Origin of the sequence: Amycolatopsis sp. WAC 01376 (genome assembly GCF_003947415.1) — a bacterium.
GTDB lineage: Bacteria > Actinomycetota > Actinomycetes > Mycobacteriales > Pseudonocardiaceae > Amycolatopsis.
In genome coordinates, this window is sequence record NZ_QHKL01000003.1 from 319,557 (window position 1) to 339,346 (window position 19,790).

Below are 19,790 nucleotides of genomic sequence, written 5' to 3' on the forward strand. Positions count from 1 at the left end.
CCGACCGTAGAACGAAAGAACAACGAGGACCACTTTTATGACCAACCCTTACGGCCAGCAGCAGCCCTACGGACAGCAGCCCGGCTACGGGCCGCCGTCCGGCGGCATGCCCGCCCCCTACGGTCAGCCGGCTCCGTACGGCCAGCCTTCTCCCTACGGTGCCCCGGGCGGCATGCCCGGCGGCGGTGGCGACATCAACGCCATCAAGGATTACAAGGGCTGGGCGATCGGCTGCATCTTCCTCTGCTGGATCATCGCGATCTTCGCGATCATGAAGTCCAACGAGGTCAACACCTACAAGATGCAGGGCAACTACGCCGCCGCCGCGGACGCGTCGCGGTCCACGAGGACCATGTGCATGATCGCGTCGATCATCGGTGGCCTCGGCTGCGTCTTCGCCATCGTGATGATCATCATCTCGATCGTCGCGGCCTCGTCCGTGCCCAGCTGCTACGGGCGCTACTGCTGATTCCGGGGCGCACCACCCCGATGTCGGTCCCGGGTGGGACGATGTCGGGGTGGTGAACCTCTATCGCGACACCGGGGTGGTGTTGCGGACGCACAAGCTGGGTGAGGCCGACCGGATCGTCACCCTGCTCACGCGGCGGCACGGCAAGGTCCGTGCGGTCGCGAAAGGCGTGCGTCGGACGTCCTCGCGCTTCGGCGCGCGGCTGGAGCCGTTCGGCCACGTCGACGTCCAGTTCTACACCGGCCGCTCCCTGGATGTGATCACCCAGGTCGAGACGGTCGACGCCTTCGCCCTTCCGCTGGTGGCCGATTACCAGCGCTACACCGCCGCGAGCGCCATCGCCGAGACGGCGGACCGGTTGTCCGCCGAAGAGGGCGAGCCGGTGCTCAAGCTCTACATGCTCGTCGTCGGCGCCCTTCGCGCTCTCGCGGGCGGTGAACGTGACAGTTCCCTCGTGCTCGACGCCTTCTTCCTGCGGGCCATGGCCTACGCAGGCTGGGCGCCCGCGATCACCGAATGCGCCCGATGCGGCCTGCCGGGTCCGCACAAGGCGTTCAGCGTGTCGGCAGGCGGCTCGATGTGCCCGGATTGCCGGGTTCCCGGCTGTGTCCACCCCTCTCACGAGGTGCTGACCCTGCTCGCGGCGCTTCTGCACGGCGAATGGCCGGTGGCCGAAGCGTCGCAGCCGGTGCCGAGGCGTGACGCGTCCGGACTGGTCGCGGCGCATCTGCAATGGCATCTGGAGCGTCAGTTGCGCTCGCTGCCACTGGTGGAGAGGCGTGCTCGGGAGAGCACCACCGGAGCGCAGTAGGGTCGCAGGCACAGGTTCACTCGATCAGGAGGCTCGAAGGTGCTGCGCAGGGGACGCGAGAACAAGGCGTCACAATTCGAACTTCGCGCGCCGGAGCCGCATCCGTCCGGTGCCCGGCCGCCGGAGATCCCCCGGGAACTCCTCCCGAAGCATGTCGCGCTGGTGATGGACGGCAACGGCCGCTGGGCCAACCAGCGGGGACTGCCGCGCATCGAGGGCCACAAACGCGGCGAAGCGGTGATGATCGACGTCGCCAGCGGTGCCGTGGAGCTCGGCGTCAAATGGCTTTCGGTGTACGCCTTCTCCACCGAGAACTGGAAGCGGAGCCCGGAAGAGGTCCGCTTCCTGATGGGCTTCAACCGCGACACCATCCGTCGTCAGGTCGACTACCTCGGCTCGATCGGCGTCCGCATCCGCTGGGCGGGCCGCCGTCCGAAGCTGTGGGCGAGCGTGATCAAGGAACTGCAGGTCGCCGAGGAGAAGACCAAGAACAACACGGCGCTGAACATGACCATGTGCGTCAACTACGGCGGCCGTGCCGAACTGGGCGACGCCATGCGGCGGATCGCGCAGGACGTCGCCGACGGGAAGCTGAACCCGGACAAGGTCACCGAGAAGACCATCGGCAAGTACCTGTACCAGCCCGACATGCCGGACGTGGACCTGTTCCTGCGGCCGTCGGGGGAGCAGCGGACGTCGAACTTCCTGCTCTGGCAGTCGGCCTACGCCGAGATGGTCTACCAGGACACGCTCTTCCCGGATTTCGACCGCACCCACCTGTGGCGGGCGTGCCTCGAGTTCGCGAAACGGGACCGCCGCTTCGGCGGGGCCATCGACAAGGCTTCCGAAGGGACCTCATGACCACCGAAGCAGCCGATACGGCGGCGTTGCTGACGTCGGCACGGGAAGCCCTCGAGCGCTATCTCGAAGTCCACGTCGACGACGACGGCGCGCTGACCTTCTCGCACGCGGACGTCCCGTGTGTCATCCAGGCGACCCGGCTGGCCGAAGGGCTGACCGTGCTCAGCCTGACCTGCGTGGTGGCCTGGGACCTGCCGGACGACCCGGCGATCGCGGCCTCGGCGGCGGAACGTGCCGGACAGGGCCTGTTCGGCACGCTCGGCGTCGTGCGGTCGGAGAAGGGCATCGACATCACGCTGAGGTACGCGTTCCCGGCCGAGGGCATGGACGCCTCGCCGCTCGGGACGCTGCTCATGCTGGTCGTCTCCACCGCGTCGCAGCTGCGCTCGGACCTCCTGGGGACCGCCACCGGGGACTGACCGTCTCCACACAGGGTCACCTGGCATCATCTCGCGCATGGAAACCATTTCCAGAAGCGCCCCGGAGAAGCCGGCCCGGCGGTTCAAGATCACCTCGATCGAGGTGCTCTGCGCGATCCTGCTGATCGCGATCCTCGGGCAGAGCTGGCTCCAGCAGGTGTTCGACGTGCCCGCGCTGCGGACCGGCTCCACGGTGTTCGTCGCCGTCTGCGTGCAGGCACTGCCGTTCCTGGTGCTCGGGGTGCTGATCAGCGGCGCGATCGCGGCGTTCGTGCCCGCGCGGGTGCTGCAGAAGGTGCTTCCGCGCCGAGCCGGTGCCGCGGTCGGTGTCGCAGGGCTGGCCGGGGTCGCCCTGCCGGGTTGTGAATGCGCGTCGGTGCCCGTCGCGCGGCGGCTGATCGGCCAGGGCGTCGCGCCCGCGGCCGCGCTGACGTTCCTGCTGGCCGCGCCCGCGGTGAACCCGGTGGTGCTGGTCGCGACGGCGGTGGCGTTCCCCGGGAACCCGGAAATGGTGTTCGCCCGGTTCGCCGGTTCGCTCGCCACGGCGATGGTGATGGGCTGGCTGTGGGCGAAGTGGGGCAAGCTCGACTGGATCGCGGAGCGCGCGCTGCGGCGTATGCCGGATGTCCAGCACGGTTCGCGCTGGAAGACCTTCGCCGAAACCGCGCGGGCGGATCTCGTCGAGGCGGGCGGTTTTCTCGTACTCGGCGCGATGATCGCCGCCGCGATGAACGTGCTGGTGCCCGCCAAATGGTTCGGTGTGCTCGGCGAGCAGATCGTGCTCGGGGTGCTGGTGATGGCCGTGCTGGCCGTCGTGCTGGCCCTGTGCAGCGAGGCCGACGCCTTCGTCGCCGCGTCGCTGACCGCGATGCCGCTGCTGCCGAAACTGGTATTCCTGGTGGTCGGGCCCGCGATCGACGTGAAACTGTTCGCCTTGCAGACCGGCACCTTCGGCAAATCCTTCGCGATGCGGTTCGCGCCCGTGACGTTCGTCGTCGCGCTGTCCTGCGCCGTCGTCTCCGGCATGCTCATCCTCGGAGGTGGCGCGTGAAACGCGAGACCCAGAACATCCTGCTGATCCTGCTCGGCGGGGCGCTGCTCAAGATCACGATCAACGGCGACTACCTGCGCTACGTCAAACCCGCGCAGCAGCCGTGGATCATCGCGGGCGGCGCGGTGATGGTCACGCTGGGCGCGATCGCGATCGTCCGCGACCTGCTGGCCGCGCGGGCCGCCGCTGTCGTATCCGGCGACGTCCACGCGCACGAGCACAACACCCGTTCGGCCTGGCTGCTGATGGTGCCGGTGCTGGCCGTCTTCCTGGTCGCGCCGCCCGCGCTCGGTGCCGACTCGGTGACCCGCACCGAGGCCAGGGCGCCGCAAAGCGCTTCGGCGAGCAACGCGGCCGCCTTCCCGCCCCTGCCCGCCGGTGACGTGGTTCCGTTGGAGGTCAACGAGTTCGTCAGCCGCGCGGGGTGGGACAAGAGCGGGAGCCTGAACGGGCGTCCGGTGCGGCTGTCCGGGTTCGTCGTGCACAACGACGGCAACACGATGCTGGCCAGGATGGTGATCGGCTGCTGCGCCGCGGACGCCTTCCCGATCACCGTGCGGCTCGTGGGCGAGGACGTGTCGGGCTTCCGCGACGACACCTGGCTGGAGGTGACCGGGACGGTCGTGCCGGGCACCGCGGTGCGGGAGAACAGCTACATGCCGGACTTGACGCTCACTTCGGTGCGGCAGGTGCCGGCGCCGAAGGACCCCTACGAGTACTGAGCCCGGAAGCCCCTGCGGCGTGCAATGAAGGGGCCTTTCATAGCAAAATTTGCTATGAAAGGCCCCTTCATCGCAGCTTTTTGCCCTGGTCGGCGGCCGTGAGAAGGCCCCTTCGCGGGAGGCACGCCGAGTACTGAGCCGGATGCTATGAACGGTCCGTTACTTGCAAAATTTGCAAGTAACGGACCGTTCATAGCACGGGCGTCAGTGGTTCGAGCAGGTCCCGACGATCTCCACGGTGTGGCTGATGTCCGAGAACCCGTGCTCCGAGGCGATCTTTTCCGCCCATCGCTCCACGGCCGGTCCCTCGACCTCGACGGTGCTGCCGCAGATCCGGCACACCAGGTGATGGTGGTGGTGCGACGAGCAGCGCCGGTAGATGGCCTCGCCGGTGTCGGTGCGCAGGACGTCGATCTCGCCGGCCTCCGAGAGCGACTGCAGCGTCCGGTACACCGTCGTGAGCCCGATGCCGTCGCCGCGTTTGCGCAGCTCGTCGTGCAGTTCCTGGGCGGAACGGAAGTCGTCGATCTCCTTGAGCAGCTCGACCACGGCGGCCCGCTGTTTCGTCGACCGGCGTCCCGGGACCGGCGCGGAACTGTTGGCCGTCGTCGGACTCATGCTCACTTCCCCTCCTGAACGTGGGCTACGGCGTCCACCACGATATGCGCAAGGTGATCGTCGACCAGCCGGTACACCACCTCACGGCCGCGTCGCTCACCCTGTACGACACCCGCGGTCTTCAGCACCCGCAGGTGCTGGCTGATCAGCGGCTGCGCGACATCGAGCGTGTCCACCAGTTCGTGTACGCACCTGTCCGCGTTACGCAGTTGCAGGACGATCGCGATGCGCACGGGCGCGGCGAGTGCTCTGAGCAGGTCGCCGGCGTCCGCGAGGGCGGCGGCCGAGGCCGAGGCCGCGGGTTCGGCGGGGGGACGGGCCGTCGAATGCGGTCCGGGGTCTTCCGTGAAGCCAGGGGCGGCCGAGTCCGGGGTCACCGTAGCCATCGCCGCCTCCATGTCCATCATGATTTCCGAAGTCATTGCCAGTAACAGTCCAGGCCATCTTAGTGTTCCCCGTCCCCGGCGGTCTGTTCGCCGAGCGGGGGACCACTTGGCCGCGTCGTTACTGCTCCATTCGGGTGACTTCGCGAAGAAATGACCATTCCACTTCGCATGTGGTCGCCAACGGTGCAAGGTTGTCGCGGAGCGTTTCGTCGCTTCTCGTACGCTGACGACCGCGCTCTGAGGGCCCGGAGAGGCAGTGGGGAGACATGACTCGTTTCGTGACGAAGCTGGCCGCCGCGACGGCGGCCTTCGTTTTGGCGTCGGCTCCGGGGCTCGCCTCGGCGCAGACGACACAGGCCGTCGATGAGAAGTCCGGCCCCGTGTCGTTCGCGAACGTCGCGTCCGTGCGCATCGGTAACCCGGGATCGCTGATCACCGAGACCCAGCGCTCGCCGCTGACGCCCGGCCAGTCGAAACTCTCCCCGGATCGCACCGTCGTCCCGCGTGACGACGGCGAGCGGACCACCTTCGGCAAGAAATGGGACATCAACCTGGGCCGCTACGGGGCGCAGAGCCCGTACCCGGCCGGTATCCCCAGCCGCGACCACAATGTGATCGCCGCGTTGCAGCAGACCACGGTCCCGACAGCGGTCGCGGAGAGCAACTACGCCCTGATCGACAACGGCCGCGGCGGCGCGACACCCGCCGAAAACACCGTGCTGGTGCTCGAAGGCGCGAAGAGCTCGGTGGACTGCTCGTCGCCGAGCAAGGCGACGTCGGCGACGAGCGTGAGCAAGATCTGGGTGCGTGACGAAACCGGCAAGCTTCAGCCGTCCGGTGCTTCGGGCGTGGACATCAAGGGGCTCAAGCTCGGTCCGCCGTCGACCGGCGATATCGACAAGACGGCCAGCAAGGACGACACCACCTCCGACCTGACCGTGTCCCGGGTGACCGCTTTCGACCAGCTCATCCGGCAGGACGGCTGGCGCAGCGGTGACGTGACCAAGGCGGCGGGCTGGAAGCTGGACATCGTCACGCACGTGCGTGACGACGCGGGCAAGGACCTGCGCGAGGCCCGCACGACGATCGTGCTCGGCGGCGTGAGCTGCGCGATCCCGAGGAACTTCGTGGCGAAGCCCGCCGGCGGCACGGGACCGGGCGCGGCGCCCGAGCAGCCCGCGGTGCCGGGAACGGTCCCCGCGGGCGGTATCCCGCCGCAGACCGCCGACTCGACGAGGACCGTGGTCGGGCTGGGCCTGCTGGGCGGCGGCATCGTGATCGGCGCCGCGGCGATGCTGTTCCTTCGCCGTCGTAAGCCCGTTCCGGTGCGGGAGAAGTAGCGGCCCCCGTGCGGCCCTGGCTGGCGGGACTCTCCGCCGTCGTCTCCGCGCTCGCCATCTCCGCGGGCGTGATCGTGCTGACCTGGATCCCGCCCGAACAGGCGGTCTCGTTCGCGGAACCCGCGGTCATACCGGGCGAAGACGGCGCACCCTTGGCTCTGCCCGCCGACAGTTCGACACGCGGGCAGCGGCCCGGCACCATCCGGCTGCCCGAAGGCGGATCGGCGAAGCTCGTCCGCTCCGAGGTCAATTCCGACGGCGTCCTCCCGATCCCGCGAGGGCTCGGCGACGCGGCATGGTGGGGTGCGCGACTCGGCGCCGAAGCGGGTACGTCGCTGATCTCCGGGCACGTCAACTGGGGCGGCCTCAAAGGGCCGTTCGACGAGCTGTGGCGGATGCGGGAAGGCCAGGAAGTGGCCGTCAGCGACGCCGCGGGCGGCATCTGGGTCTATCGCGTGCGCGAGGTCGTCACGGTGCACAAGAACGACCTGCCCGCGCAGGCGGCGAAGCTGTTCGCGCAGAGCGGGCCGCACCGGCTGGTCCTGGTGACCTGCGGCGGCGACTACCTCGGCGGAACGGACGGCTATCGGGACAACCGGGTCATCGTCGCGACTCCCGTCTCCGGACCGCCCGCCTGACTTCCCGCATTTAGTCCTCTGAATGCGGTCCTTGCGTGTGCAACTACCGCATTCAGAGGACTAAATGCGGGAAGTCGGTGCAACCTCTCTCGGCTCGCGTCGCGTGTCTAGCGACACCGGCCGCTTCGGCGGCTTGACGCGAGCAAGGAGTAATACCCGATGGTGGGACAGTTTGACGTGGGTGACACCGCCGCGGCGAGGGAGGAGCAGCCGAAGAAGCGCTCCGGCCTGCGGTGGATCCTCGCCGGTTGCGCGATCTTCGTGGTGGCGGCAGTGGTCGCGGTGTTCGTCTTCACCGGGCTTGTGTTCACTGAAAAGAGTGATCCCGTCGTCGCGGCCGCCGCCCAAGACCAGGCGAACACGTCGGCCGTGCAAACGTCCGAAGTCGCCGCTGGGCAGGCGCCCGGCACGGTCAAGCTTCCCGGCGGTGGCACGGCGAAACTGATCCGCAAGGAACTGACCGCCGACGGGACCCTCCCCATCCCCGAGGGTCTCGACGAAGCCACCTGGTGGGGCGCGAAACTGGGCGCCGACCAGGGCGCGTCGCTCCTTTCCGGGCATGTGAACTGGAAGGGGAAGAAGGGCCCGTTCGACGAGTTGTGGCGGCTCAAGGCCGGTCAGCAGGTGGATGTCGTCGACACCGACGGCGGCAAGTGGGGCTACAAGATCGACGAGGTCGTCACCGTGCACAAGACGAAGCTGGCCGAGCAGGCGGAGAAGCTGTTCGGGCCGGACGGTCCGCATCGGCTGGTGCTGGTCACCTGCGGTGGCGAGTACGTCGGCGGGACCGACGGTTACGAGGACAACCGCATCGTCACCGCCTCGTTGGTGAGTCGCCCCTGACCCGTTCCAACCTCGCCGGAAGTCGCGCGGGACCTCCCGGTTAGTCTTGTCGTTCTAGTCCGATAACCGTCCCCGCATGCTTCGGAGCGTGGAGTGCCCGCCAACACCATTGAGACCGTCGTCAGCCTGTGCAAGCGTCGAGGCTTCGTTTTCCCGTGTGGAGAGATCTACGGCGGTACCAAGTCGGCGTGGGACTACGGGCCCCTCGGTGTCGAACTCAAGGACAACATCAAGCGCCAGTGGTGGAAGACCGTGGTGCAGAGCCGGGACGACGTCGTCGGCCTCGACTCCTCGGTGATCCTGCCGCGTCAGGTGTGGGTCGCGTCGGGTCACCTCGACGTCTTCACCGACCCGCTGATCGAATGCCTCTCCTGCCACAAGCGGTTCCGTGCCGACCAGCTGGCCGAGGACTTCTCCGCCCGTTCGGGCAAGGAGGTGTCCGAGGACGACCTGTCCGAGGTGCCGTGCCCGAACTGCGGCAACCGCGGGCAGTACACCGCGCCGCGTGACTTCAACATGATGCTCAAGACCTACCTCGGCCCGGTCGAGTCCGAGGAAGGCGTGCACTACCTCCGCCCGGAGACGGCGCAGGGCATCTTCATCAACTTCCTCAACGTGCAGACCGCGGCACGCAAGAAGCCGCCGTTCGGCATCGGCCAGATCGGCAAGTCGTTCCGGAACGAGATCACGCCGGGCAACTTCATCTTCCGCACGCGCGAGTTCGAGCAGATGGAGATGGAGTTCTTCGTCGAGCCGGGCGAGGACGAGACCTGGCACCAGTACTGGATCGACGCGCGCACCGAGTGGTACAAGGACCTCGGCATCAAGGCGGACAACCTCCGCCTTTACGAGCACCCGAAGGAAAAGCTCTCCCACTACTCGAAGCGCACCGTCGACATCGAGTACCGCTTCGCGTTCAACGCGGGCCAGGAGTGGGGCGAGCTCGAGGGCATCGCGAACCGCACCGACTTCGACCTCACGACGCACTCGAACCACTCCGGCGTGGACCTGTCGTTCTTCGACCAGGCCACGAAGCAGCGGTTCCGCCCGTTCGTCATCGAGCCCGCGGCCGGTGTCGGCCGGTCGATGATGGCGTTCCTCGTCGACGCGTACCACGAGGAAGAGGTGCCGAACGCCAAGGGCAGCACCGACACCCGCGCGGTACTCAAGCTGGACTACCGGCTCGCGCCGTTCAAGGTCGCCGTCCTCCCGTTGTCCCGCAACGCCGATCTCACGCCGAAGGCGCGCGACGTCGCGGCGGCGCTGCGCAAGCACTGGAACGTCGACTTCGACGACGCCGGCGCGATCGGCCGCCGCTACCGGCGCCAGGACGAGATCGGGACGCCGTACTGCGTCACCGTCGACTTCGATTCGCTCAACGACCACGCGGTGACCGTGCGCGAGCGCGACACCATGGCGCAGGAGCGGGTCGCGATCGACAAGCTGGAGTCGTACCTGGCGGGTCGCCTGATCGGCGCCTGACCCTCTGTTCGGCTCGATCGTAAATGTCATGAAAGGGTCGTTCAGGACGTTTTTCGTCCTGAACGACCCTTTCCTGACATCCGGGACCGGTCGTGAGCGAGCCGCTGAAGCCCACCCCTGACAACTGTCACCCTCAGGTCATGACGCGCGGCCCACGTCCACGGCGCCCCGCCGCGACATGCTTTAGGCATGCGAGAACAAGACATCACCGCGGGGGCGGCGGTACGGCTTTCCGGGCTGCGTAAGCACTATGGCGACGTCCACGCCGTCGACGGCGTGGAACTGACGATCGCGCCGGGCGAGGTGGTCGCCCTCCTCGGCCCCAACGGCGCGGGCAAATCCACCACGGTCGACATGATCCTGGGGCTCACGGCACCCGACAGCGGCACCGTGACCGTCTTCGGGCGCGAGCCGGGCGACGCGGTCGGCGACGGGATGATCGGCGCGATGCTGCAGGGCGGCGCGCTCGTCGAGGATCTCACGGTCGGCGAGACCGTCGGTATGGTCGCCGCGCTGCACCGCAAGCCGATGCCCGTGCGCGAGGCGCTGCGCCGCGCGGGGATCGAAGACCTCGCGAACCGGCGCTCCACCAAGCTTTCCGGCGGGCAGAAGCAGCGTGTCCGGTTCGCCGTCGCGCTCGTGAGCGACCCCGATCTGCTGATCCTCGACGAGCCGACCGCCGCGATGGACGTCGGCACGCGCCGCGAGTTCTGGAAGTCCATGTACGAGTACACGAACTCCGGCCGCACGGTCCTGTTCGCCACTCATTATCTCGAAGAGGCCGAGGAGTTCGCCGACCGTGTCGTGCTGATGCGGTCGGGGCGGATCGTCGCGGACGGTTCGGTCGCGCAGGTCCGTGCGCTGGCGGGGGGACGCACGATCCGCGCGGCGGTGCCCGCGGCGGCGGAGCCGGTGATCGCGGGGCTGCCCGCGATCACCGGGTTCGAACTCCGGGGCGGCCGTGCCGCGATCTCCAGTTCCGATTCCGACGTCACGCTGCGGGCGCTGCTGACCCACGTGCCCGAAGCGCGCGACATCGAGATCAGCGCCGTCGGCCTCGAAGGCGCGTTCCTTTCCCTGACCACCGACAGCACCGAGGAAGCCGTCCGATGAACCCGACCTATCTCAAGACCGAGATCGTCCGCACCTTCCGTTCGACGCGGTTCGTGCTCTTCGCCGTCGCCTTCCCGGTGCTGATGTTCCTGTTGCAGGCCAACGTTTTCGGCGGCTCCAACGGGAACATCACCGGGGTGATCATGGTCAACATGATGGCCTTCGGTACCTTCTCCGCCGCGATGACAAGCGGCGCGAAACTGGCCATCGAGCGGTCCACCGGATGGCAGCGCCAGCTGCGGCTCACCCCGCTGACCGGCGCGGGTTATCTCGGCGGCAAGGCGCTCTCGTCGATGCTCGTCGCCCTTCCCGCGCTGCTCGTCGTCCCACTGGTCGGCGTCCTCTTCCAGGGCGTCCACCTCGACGCCGCCGGCTGGCTGCGGCTGGTGTCCGGCATCTGGCTCGGCGCGATCCCGCTGGTGCTGCTCGGCCTGTTGCTCGGCCAGTTCGGCACGCCGGAGTCGATGCAGCCGGTGAACATGATCGTGATGATGGGCATGGGCTTCCTCGGCGGCCTGTGGATCCCCATCGACGGGATGCCGTCGTGGATGGCCGACCTCGCTCAGCTGACGCCGACGTACTGGCTGATCCAGCTGGTCCGCCCGGTGGTCACCGACCATCTCACGGTGAGCCTCACGGCCGCGCTCGGCGTGCTGGCGGCGTGGACCGCGGTCCTCGGGACGCTGGTGATCAGGCGTTACCGTAAGGACAGTGCGCGGGTCTGAGAAGAGGGTGAACCGGTGAACGACTACCCGGGCAGGGTCAGGACGGGCTTGGACAACCGGGAGAACTGGTGGGCGGACATGCCGCCGCGGGCCGGTCGCGGGCCCCGGCCGGCGAGGTGGGCCGTGCTCGGCACCGCCTTCGTCCTGCCGAGTTTCATCCCCACGGTGGTCGAGCTGACCACCGACGGGGTCACCGCGGAAGAGGTGGTGATCACCGGTTTCCTCATCGCCTACGGCGCCTGTTATCTGCTGTTCCCGCTCGTTCTGCGGCCGACCCGGCGGAAGAGGACCTACCTCTTCTCGGTGGTGATGCTGCTCCTCGGCCTCGTCCTGGTCTTCCTGCACGACAACAACCCGTACATCCTGATCTACGCGACGGCGGTGCTGGCCTTCACGCTGCCGCCGGCGTGGGCGGTGATCCTGGACGGCGGCGCCCTGCTGCTGGTCGCGGGCGTCCACCTGGTCGTCGGGAGGGACGACTTCGGTGATCTCATCGCGGTCGCCTCGATCACGGCGGCGATGTTCTTCATGGCGAACCTGGTCCGCGCGGTGCGGAAACTGGAGGCGGCCAACCAGGAGATCGCGACGCTCGCGGTCGCGGGTGAACGCGAGCGCCTGGCGCGGGATCTGCACGACATCCTCGGCCACAGTCTCACCACCATCACGGTCAAGGCGGGGCTCGCGCGCCGGATCCTGGAGAGCGGCAAGGACGACAGCCGCGCGCTGCAGGAGATCAGCGAGGTCGAGAGCCTGACCCGCAGCGCGCTCACGGACATCCGCGCCACGGTCTCCGAGTACCGCGAGGTGTCGCTGTCGGCGGAGGTCGCCGGGGCGAGGGCGGCGCTGCGGGCGGCCGAGATCGACGCGGATCTGCCGCACGCGGTGGACAACGTCGATCCCGCCCTGCAACGGACCTTCGGCTACGTGCTGCGGGAGGCGGTGACCAACGTTCTCCGGCATTCCGGGGCGAAGCGGGTCAAAGTCCGCTTCGGCGGGACGTGGCTGGAGGTCGAGGACGACGGCGAGGGCAGCGAGGAGAAGCCGGGCAACGGCCTGCGCGGGCTCGCCGAACGCTTGGCCGCGGTCGGCGGGACCTTGACCGCCACCACGCCGCCTGGGGGAGGATGGCTCGTCCGGGCGGAGGTACCCGAATCCGCCTTGCGGAGCGTCGCGCGTGCGCCGCTCTCCGAACCAGCTGGAGGCTGCGCGTGATCCGGGTCCTGCTCGCCGACGACCAGGCGATGGTGCGCGGGGCGTTGGCCACCGTGCTCGGCCTCGAAACCGACATCGAGGTGGTCGCGCAGGTCGGCTCGGGCGACGAAGTGCTCCAACGGGCGAAGGAGACTGCTCCGGACGTCGCGCTGCTCGACGTCCAGATGCCGGGTAAGGACGGTCTCGAAGCCGCCGCGGAACTGCACGGCGCGCTCCCGTTGTGCCGGATCATCATCTGCACCACCTTCGGCAGACCCGGTTATCTCTCGCGGGCGATGGCGGCGGGCGCCGCCGGATTCGTGGTCAAGGACGCGCCGCCGGAGCAGCTCGTCGACGCCGTCCGCCGGGTCCACGGCGGGCTCCGGGTGGTCGATCCCGCGCTCGCCGCCGAATCGCTCGCCACCGGCGCGAGCCCGCTCACCGGACGCGAGCACGACGTCCTGCGGGCCGCCAAGGACGGCGGCACGGTGGCCGGCATCGCGGGTGCGCTGCACCTTTCCGAAGGCACCGTGCGCAACCATCTCTCGGCCGCGATGGGCAAGACCGGGGCGAGGACGCGGGCCGAGGCGGTGCGGCTCGCGGAAGAGCACGGCTGGCTCTGAGATCGTCTCGCCGCTCTGCGAGAATCACTCTCGTGAGTACCGCCGAACGGACGAAACCCACCCGCGCGAACTGGGTGCGCCGGATCCTGGCGGGTTTCCTGCTGATCGTCGTCGCGGTGATCGGCGGAACGGCGTTCCGGGTCTGGCAGGTCGCGCGGGAGGACGTGCGCGATCAGGCCGACGTCATCGTGGTGCTCGGCGCCGCCCAGTACAACGGCAGGCCGTCGGAGATCTTCCAGGCCCGGCTGGCGAAGGCGAAGACGCTGTACGACCAGGGCGTCGCGAAGGTGATCGTCACCGCGGGCGGCAAGAAGGCCGACGACAACTACACCGAGGCACAGGCGGGTGTGCAGTGGCTGCGCAAACGCGGCGTGCCCCAGTCGGCGACGCTGCCCGTCGGCGAGGGCAGCGACACCCTGCGCAGCCTGCGCGCGGTCGCCGAGCAGGTGCAGAAGCGGGGATGGAAGACAGCGGTGCTCGTCAGCGACCCGTGGCATTCCTTCCGCGCGCGGGTGATGGCCGACGACCTCGGGCTGGAGACCTGGACCTCGCCGACCCACCGCGGTCCGGTCGTGCAGGCCCGCGAGACCCAGGCGCGCTACATCGTCCGCGAGACCGGCGCGCTGCTGTATTACCGGCTCACGAAGTCCCCGGCCGTCGTCTGAAACCCGCTGAGTGTCGGTGACCAGGCTTAAGCTGGTCGGGTGAGCGACACCTACACCCAGGCCGACAGGGCGCGTCTGCTGCCCGAGCGGCCCAAGGGCGCGGCGCTGGAGGGCGCCAGTGACGGGCGAAGCGCCTTCGCCCGTGATCGCGCGCGGGTTCTGCACTCGGCGGCCCTGCGGCGGCTGGCAGGCAAGACGCAGGTGGTCGGGCCGGGTGAAGGCGCCGAGGTCAGCGGCGTGCCGCGCACCCGGCTGACGCATTCGCTGGAGGTCGCGCAGATCGGCAGGGGGATCGCGGACGAACTGGGCGCGGACCCGGATCTGGTGGACACCGCCGGTCTCGCGCACGACATCGGGCATCCGCCGTTCGGGCACAACGGCGAGCGCGCGCTGAACGAGGTCGCGCAGCCGTGCGGTGGTTTCGAGGGCAACGCGCAGACGTTGCGGATCCTGACGAGGCTGGAGCCCAAGGTCCTGCTCGAAGGCGGGGTCGTCGGCGGGCTGAATCTCACCCGCGCCTGTCTCGACGCCTCGACGAAGTACCCGTGGCAGCGTGAAGAGGGCAATCCGAAGTATGGCGTCTACGCCGACGACGCCGAGGTGTTCGCGTGGGTCCGGGAGGGTGCGCCGGAGCGCCGCACCTGTCTGGAAGCGCAGATCATGGACTGGTCCGACGACGTCGCGTACTCGGTGCACGACGTCGAGGACGGGGTGCTGGCCGGCCGCATCTCGTTGCGAGTATTGGCCGACGCGGAGGAACGCGCGGCGGTGGCCGAGGCGGCGCGCCGATTCTCGGGGCAGTCTCAGTCCACTTTGGAGGGTGCGGCGAAGGAACTGCTCGACCTGCCCGTGGTCGCCGAACTCATCGAACCGGGGCTCGACGGATCGCTCAAGGCACAGGTCGCGCTGAAGCGGCTGACGAGTGAGCTGGTCGGCAGGTTCGCGACGGCGGTGGTCGGCGCGACGCGGGAGGTGCACGGCGAAGGACCGCTGAGCCGCTACGCCGCGCGGCTCGTCATCCCGGAGCAGGTCGCGGCCGAGGTCGCGTTGTTCAAGGCGCTCGCGCTGCGGTACGTGATGAGCGACAGGCGGCGCCTCGCGATGCAGGACGGCCAGCGTCAGACGCTCGCCGAACTGGTCGAGGCGCTGTGCCGCCGCGCGCCCGACGCGCTCGACGGGCTGTTCCTGCCCGCGTGGGAGGCCGCCCCGGATGATGCGGCACGCCTGCGCGTGGTCGTCGACCAGGTGGCGTCGCTCACGGACGCGCAGGCCTACGCGTGGCATGCCTGGCACACGGGCCGGCACGGCTGACGGAGTCTTTAGGTACCTCTGTGGATTCCGGCTGCGGTTGATCTCAGGGCCGGGTCCGTGAAGGCCTCCTTGAGGGACTCTGGGTCCCTCAAGGAGGCCTTCACGGACAAACCCCAGTACATGAAGGGGTCCTTCATGTACCTCAGACCTGGCATCACACACGAAGCGCCGCAGGTACCTAAGAGGAGGCTCGCCAGAGTGACCCGAAACACTTACGAGCACCTGTACCGAACGGCGGTTTCGCGTGACTGAGCGGACGGCACGTGTGATCCGACGGACGACACACGTGACGGGACGGACGACACGTGTGTCGTCCCTCTGATCACGTGTGTCGTCCGTTCGATCACGCGACACCGCCACCTGCGCCGCCTGAGCCGGACCGCCGGCAAGGCGGAACTTTCGGACAGGAGACGGACGGGCCCGTGCACGGTACGGTCTGCGGCATGGGCGCTGTCGAAAGCCACCTCCGGTTTGGTCTGGACCTCTATCGGGTGCTGGCGAGCCGCACGGAGAACGCGTGCTTCTCGCCGTACTCGATCGCGAGCGCGCTCGGCCTGGTGACGCAGGCCGCCAAGGGGAAGACCAGAGAGGAACTGATCGCGCTGCTCGGCGACCCGGACGAGCTCGCCGACCTCCTGGGCAAGGCCTCGTCGCTGCTCGACGACGGCCCCGAACTCGCGGTCGCGAACACGCTCTGGGCCTGGGACGGGCTGCCGATCGAGGATTCCTTCCGCGCGGAACTCGCCACCTGGCCGGGCGGGAAGGTCGAGAGCGCCCCGTTCGGCGACGATCCGGAGGCCGCGCGGCGGCTGATCAACGCCGATGTCGCCGAGGCCACCCGCGAGCTGATCCCCGAACTGCTGAAGCAGGGGACCGTCGCGCCGGACACCGTCGCCGCGATCGTCAACGCCCTGTATCTCAAAACCGCGTGGACCAATCCGTTCTCCGGTGACAACACCGCGCCCGCGGACTTCCACGCGCCGTCCGGCACCCGTACGGTGCCGACGATGTGGCTCGAAAAACAGCTCGACCACACCCACGAGGACGGCTGGCAGGTCGTCCGCCTCGGCGCCGAGGGTGGGGTGGAGGCGGTCATCCTGCTGCCGGACGGCGATCTCGACGACGCCGAACTCGACGCGGGCAAGCTCGCGGTACTGCTGGACAACACGCGGTCCAAGACGATCGCCCTGTCACTGCCGAAACTCGACCTCGACGTCGACAGCCCGCTGACGGCGAAACTCCAGGATCTCGGTGTGCGCACGATGTTCACCGCCGCCGCCGACCTCACCGCGCTCGCCGACGACGACCGGCTCGAAGTGTCCGAGGTCGTCCACCAGTCCGTGCTGCGCATCGACGAACAAGGCCTCGAAGGCGCCGCCGCGACGGCGGTGCTGATGCGGCTGACGTCGCTCATCGTCGACGAACCCCTGGAAGTCGCCGTCGATCGCCCCTTCCTTCTGCTCGTCAGGCATGCCTCGACGGGTGTGATCTACTTTCTCGCCCGCGTTGTCGAGCCGTGAGGATGGTCAGTGAGTCTTTTCCAGGCTGAGGCGGCGGACGTGGAGGCCGGGAAGACTCCCACGAGACCCCGCCGGTTCGCCGCCGCCGACGCCGCCATCATGGGCGGCTTCCTGCTGTTCGCCTTCCTGCTCTACAACGGGCTCTGGCTCGACCTCAAGGAGGGCTATCTCTGGAACAGCGCGTCGGACCAGAACCTGTGGGAGTGGTTCTTCTCCGTCACCGCGGACAACGTGCTGCACCTGAGGAATCCGCTCAGCTCGCATTTCCAGAATCATCCGCTCGGCGTGAACCTGATGGCCAACACGGCCATGCTCGGCATCGGCATCCCGCTGGCGCCGGTCACGCTCACCTTCGGCCCGACGGTCACCTGGGCCATCGCGCTCACCGGCGGTCTGGCCGGCACGGCGGCGGCCTGGTACTGGGTCTTCTCGCGGCATCTGGTCACCCACCGGGTCGGCGCGGCGATCGGCGGCGCGTTCGTCGGCTTCGCCCCGCCGATGATCTCGCACGGCAACGCGCATCCGAACTTCGTCGCGTGGTTCGTCCTGCCGTTCATCGCGTTGCTGGTGTTCAAGATCGCGCGCGGCGAGCGTCCGGTGCGCAACGGGATCTTCCTCGGCCTGCTGGCGGCGTACCAGATCTTCCTCGGTGAAGAACCGCTGCTGATCTTCGCGATGGCGTTCGCGATCTTCGCCATCGCCTACTTCGCGACGAACTACCGCGAGTTCCCGCCGATGGCGAAACCGCTGGGGATCGGTGTCGGCATCGGTGTCCTCGTGGCGCTCGTGCTGTGTGCTTTCCCGCTGTGGTGGCAGTTCTTCGGCCCGCAGAGCTATCAGGCGATCGAGCACGGCCCCGTCGGGAACGACACCGCCGCGTTCACCCGGTTCGCCACCCAGTCGGTCGCCGGGCAGCCGCAGGCCGCCGCGGACGTGTCGATGAACCGCACCGAGGAGAACGCCTTCTTCGGCTGGCCGTTGATCGTGCTGATGGTGGTGATCACCGCCTGGCTGTGGCGTGAGGTGTTCGCGCGGGCGCTGGCGATCTCGATGTTCGTGATGGCCTGGCTTTCCCTTGGCGTGCAACTGATCGTGGTGCACGAGGAGACCGGGATCCCGGGGCCGTGGAAACTCTTCTCCGAACTGCCCCTGTTCGAATCGCTGCTGGAATCGCGGCTCGCGATGGGCTGCATCCCGCTCATCGGCGCGTTGCTGGCGCTGGCGACCGAGCGTGTCTACGCGGTCGCGTCGCAACTGCCGGAAGTGCCGGGGGAGCGGCGATTCCCGTTGCGGCTGGTGTGGATCGGCGTCGTGATCGCGGTTCTGCTGCCGATCGCGCCGACGCAACTGATCGTGAAGGACCGGCCGCAGACGCCGCGGTTCCTCGCCGACGGGACCTGGCGAAGCTACGTCGCGCCCGGCGGGACCGTGGTACCCGTGCCGTTGCCGAGTTCCGGCGAATCCGAACCACTGCACTGGCAGATCGACGCGGGACTCGGCTACGCGATGCCGGAGGGCTACTTCGTCGGGCCCAGCGGCCCGGACGACAAACGCGGCCGTTACGGCGCCATCCAGCGGCCGACGTCGGTCATCTTCGACCAGATCAAGCAGACCGGCATCCCGGCGACGATCACCGAGTCGCAGCGGGAGCAGGCGCTGGAGGATCTGCGGTACTGGAACGCCGACGTGCTCGTGCTGATCCCGCGCGAGCACCAGGACGCCTTCCGGGCCACCGTCGACCTGCTGCTGCGGAAACCCGCCGAGTTCGTCGACGGCGTCTGGGTGTGGGACGTGCGGACGATCACTCCCTGACCGCGGGACTCACGAGACCTTGTGCTCGTTGACCCACACCGTCCCGTAGTCGAGCCGTGTCGCGACTTCCACGGCGTGCTCCTCGTCCGTGCCCCACACCGATGCGCGCGAGCCGGGCGTCGTGGCGTTGGCGAGCCCGAGCGCTTCGTCCACTGTGGAGCATCGGACGACCGGCAGCACCGGGCCGAACTGTTCCTCGGCGACCACGCGCATCCCGTCGTGCGCCTCGGCGACGATCGCCGGGGCGAAGAAGTAGCCGGGTCGGTCGAGCGGTCCGCCGGTGACGATCCGCGCGCCGTCCGACCTGGCCTCCTCGGTGAGGCCGGTGACGCGGTCGTGCCGCGGCCGGTTGTTCACGGGGCCGATCTGCGTGCCGGGCGTCCGCCCGTCGCCGACCACGACCTTCGCCGCCGAGGCCGCGAGCGCCTCGACCACGCCGTCGTACGCGGATCCGACGGCGTAGACCCGTTCGACCGCCGTGCACAGCTGCCCGCAATTGGTGAACGCGCTCCAGAACAGGCTTTCCGCGATGAGGGCAGGATCGGTGCCGGGGAGGACGATCGCGGGATCGTTGCCGCCCGGTTCCGGCGCCTGCCGTCGCAGTCCGGGCGTGGCGGCCAGCCGTTCGCCGAGCGGATCCCGTCCGGTGAGCACCGTCAGCACCCCCGGCGGCAGCACCTCCGCCAGCATCCGGCCCAGGTGCAGGGTGGTGAGCGGGGTATGCGGCGACGGTGTGAGCACTACCGTGTCGCCCGCGGCGAACGACGGCGCGAGTTCCGCGGCGGCCAGTCGCACGGGAAAGCTCCACGGCGTGATCGCGGCGACCGGGCCGTGGCCGACGAGAAGCGATCCGGCCCGCGCACCGGCGAAGTACCGGAACCGCGCGGCGGCCTCGGCGAACTCCTCTTTGGCTTCCCGGAGCGGTTTCCCCTGCTCCTCGGTCAGCACGGGGGCCAGCACCGGCGCGGCCTCCTCGACGACGACCGCGCACGACATCAGCGCCGCGTGCCGATCCGAGACTCGCCAGGCGGGCCAGGCCCCGACGGCGGCGCGTACCGCTTTGTCGACATCGGCCGGGCCGTCGTCCGGGACGGTCGTGATCGGCCGCCCGGTCGCGGGATTCTCGACGGCGAGCCTCGGATGGTCCATGTGTTTCCTCCGGGGGAGAGTGCGGAGGGCTCGCCGGTTGT

General features: G+C 68.8%; 21 protein-coding genes. 18 read left to right on the top strand and 3 right to left on the bottom strand.

The window, feature by feature from the left end; translation table 11 throughout:
• Positions 1-37 precede the first annotated feature (37 nt).
• The 6 genes from DMH03_RS18225 to DMH03_RS18250 are packed head-to-tail and all read left to right on the top strand — an operon-like array spanning position 38 to position 4,333.
• Positions 38-469, top strand: coding sequence for a CD225/dispanin family protein (locus tag DMH03_RS18225; protein WP_125793224.1), 432 nt, complete (start codon positions 38-40; stop codon positions 467-469).
• Positions 470-518: 49 nt separating this feature from the next.
• Entirely contained in the window at positions 519-1,280 is a 762-nt protein-coding gene (gene recO, locus DMH03_RS18230; protein WP_125793225.1) for a DNA repair protein RecO, read from the top strand.
• 39 nt (positions 1,281-1,319) lie between these two features.
• Positions 1,320-2,141: an isoprenyl transferase gene (locus DMH03_RS18235; RefSeq protein ID WP_125793226.1), complete on the top strand. Its 822-nt coding sequence runs from the start codon at positions 1,320-1,322 to the stop codon at positions 2,139-2,141.
• Positions 2,138-2,560 (top strand): hypothetical protein, encoded by a 423-nt coding sequence (locus DMH03_RS18240; RefSeq protein ID WP_125793227.1) that lies wholly within the window; start codon positions 2,138-2,140, stop codon positions 2,558-2,560. Before DMH03_RS18235 ends, DMH03_RS18240 begins: the two co-directional genes overlap by 4 nt.
• 37 nt (positions 2,561-2,597) lie before the next feature.
• Entirely contained in the window at positions 2,598-3,611 is a 1,014-nt protein-coding gene (locus DMH03_RS18245) for a permease (protein ID WP_125793228.1), read from the top strand.
• The gene (locus DMH03_RS18250; protein ID WP_125793229.1) at positions 3,608-4,333 is read left to right on the top strand and encodes a TIGR03943 family protein; all 726 of its coding nucleotides are present in this window, start codon (positions 3,608-3,610) and stop codon (positions 4,331-4,333) included. Before DMH03_RS18245 ends, DMH03_RS18250 begins: the two co-directional genes overlap by 4 nt.
• A gap of 204 nt (positions 4,334-4,537) precedes the next feature.
• Here DMH03_RS18250 and DMH03_RS18255 read toward each other — a convergent pair whose 3' ends face one another.
• A complete protein-coding gene (locus DMH03_RS18255; protein WP_034316411.1) occupies positions 4,538-4,951 on the bottom strand; it encodes a Fur family transcriptional regulator in 414 nt (137 codons plus the stop codon).
• Between the two features lie 2 nt (positions 4,952-4,953).
• Positions 4,954-5,337 carry a metalloregulator ArsR/SmtB family transcription factor gene (locus DMH03_RS18260; RefSeq protein ID WP_101613013.1) on the bottom strand — a complete coding sequence of 128 codons (384 nt, stop codon included), beginning with the start codon at positions 5,335-5,337 and terminating at the stop codon, positions 4,954-4,956.
• Between the two features lie 266 nt (positions 5,338-5,603).
• Here DMH03_RS18260 and DMH03_RS18265 point away from each other — a divergent pair, with 266 nt between their 5' ends.
• From DMH03_RS18265 to DMH03_RS18320, 12 genes are all read left to right on the top strand, one after another.
• A complete protein-coding gene (locus DMH03_RS18265) occupies positions 5,604-6,677 on the top strand; it encodes a hypothetical protein (protein ID WP_125793230.1) in 1,074 nt (357 codons plus the stop codon).
• 8 nt (positions 6,678-6,685) lie between these two features.
• On the top strand, positions 6,686-7,315 hold the full coding sequence (locus tag DMH03_RS18270; protein WP_125793231.1) for a class F sortase: 630 nt from the start codon (positions 6,686-6,688) through the stop codon (positions 7,313-7,315).
• 159 nt (positions 7,316-7,474) lie between these two features.
• Positions 7,475-8,158: a class F sortase gene (locus DMH03_RS18275; protein ID WP_125793232.1), complete on the top strand. Its 684-nt coding sequence runs from the start codon at positions 7,475-7,477 to the stop codon at positions 8,156-8,158.
• Positions 8,159-8,251: 93 nt separating this feature from the next.
• Positions 8,252-9,640 (top strand): glycine--tRNA ligase, encoded by a 1,389-nt coding sequence (locus DMH03_RS18280; RefSeq protein ID WP_125793233.1) that lies wholly within the window; start codon positions 8,252-8,254, stop codon positions 9,638-9,640.
• Between the two features lie 189 nt (positions 9,641-9,829).
• Positions 9,830-10,753 carry an ABC transporter ATP-binding protein gene (locus tag DMH03_RS18285; RefSeq protein WP_199748918.1) on the top strand — a complete coding sequence of 308 codons (924 nt, stop codon included), beginning with the start codon at positions 9,830-9,832 and terminating at the stop codon, positions 10,751-10,753.
• Complete coding sequence (locus DMH03_RS18290; RefSeq protein ID WP_125793234.1) at positions 10,750-11,478, top strand: ABC transporter permease; 729 nt, start codon at positions 10,750-10,752, stop codon at positions 11,476-11,478. Before DMH03_RS18285 ends, DMH03_RS18290 begins: the two co-directional genes overlap by 4 nt.
• 15 nt (positions 11,479-11,493) lie before the next feature.
• Entirely contained in the window at positions 11,494-12,690 is a 1,197-nt protein-coding gene (locus DMH03_RS18295) for a sensor histidine kinase (protein WP_125793235.1), read from the top strand.
• Positions 12,687-13,292: a response regulator transcription factor gene (locus DMH03_RS18300; protein WP_125793236.1), complete on the top strand. Its 606-nt coding sequence runs from the start codon at positions 12,687-12,689 to the stop codon at positions 13,290-13,292. Before DMH03_RS18295 ends, DMH03_RS18300 begins: the two co-directional genes overlap by 4 nt.
• A gap of 32 nt (positions 13,293-13,324) precedes the next feature.
• Positions 13,325-13,957, top strand: a complete 633-nt coding sequence (locus DMH03_RS18305; protein ID WP_125793237.1) for a YdcF family protein — start codon at positions 13,325-13,327, stop codon at positions 13,955-13,957.
• 39 nt (positions 13,958-13,996) lie between these two features.
• A complete protein-coding gene (locus DMH03_RS18310) occupies positions 13,997-15,268 on the top strand; it encodes a deoxyguanosinetriphosphate triphosphohydrolase (protein WP_125793238.1) in 1,272 nt (423 codons plus the stop codon).
• A 443-nt stretch (positions 15,269-15,711) separates the two neighbouring features.
• The gene (locus DMH03_RS18315) at positions 15,712-16,788 is read left to right on the top strand and encodes a serpin family protein (protein ID WP_125793239.1); all 1,077 of its coding nucleotides are present in this window, start codon (positions 15,712-15,714) and stop codon (positions 16,786-16,788) included.
• 9 nt (positions 16,789-16,797) lie between these two features.
• Positions 16,798-18,600 (top strand): glycosyl transferase, encoded by a 1,803-nt coding sequence (locus tag DMH03_RS18320; protein WP_125793240.1) that lies wholly within the window; start codon positions 16,798-16,800, stop codon positions 18,598-18,600.
• 9 nt (positions 18,601-18,609) lie between these two features.
• Here the strand turns inward: DMH03_RS18320 and DMH03_RS18325 are convergent, their stop codons facing one another.
• Positions 18,610-19,749 carry an aldehyde dehydrogenase family protein gene (locus tag DMH03_RS18325; RefSeq protein WP_125793241.1) on the bottom strand — a complete coding sequence of 380 codons (1,140 nt, stop codon included), beginning with the start codon at positions 19,747-19,749 and terminating at the stop codon, positions 18,610-18,612.
• Between the last annotated feature and the right edge of the window lie 41 nt (positions 19,750-19,790).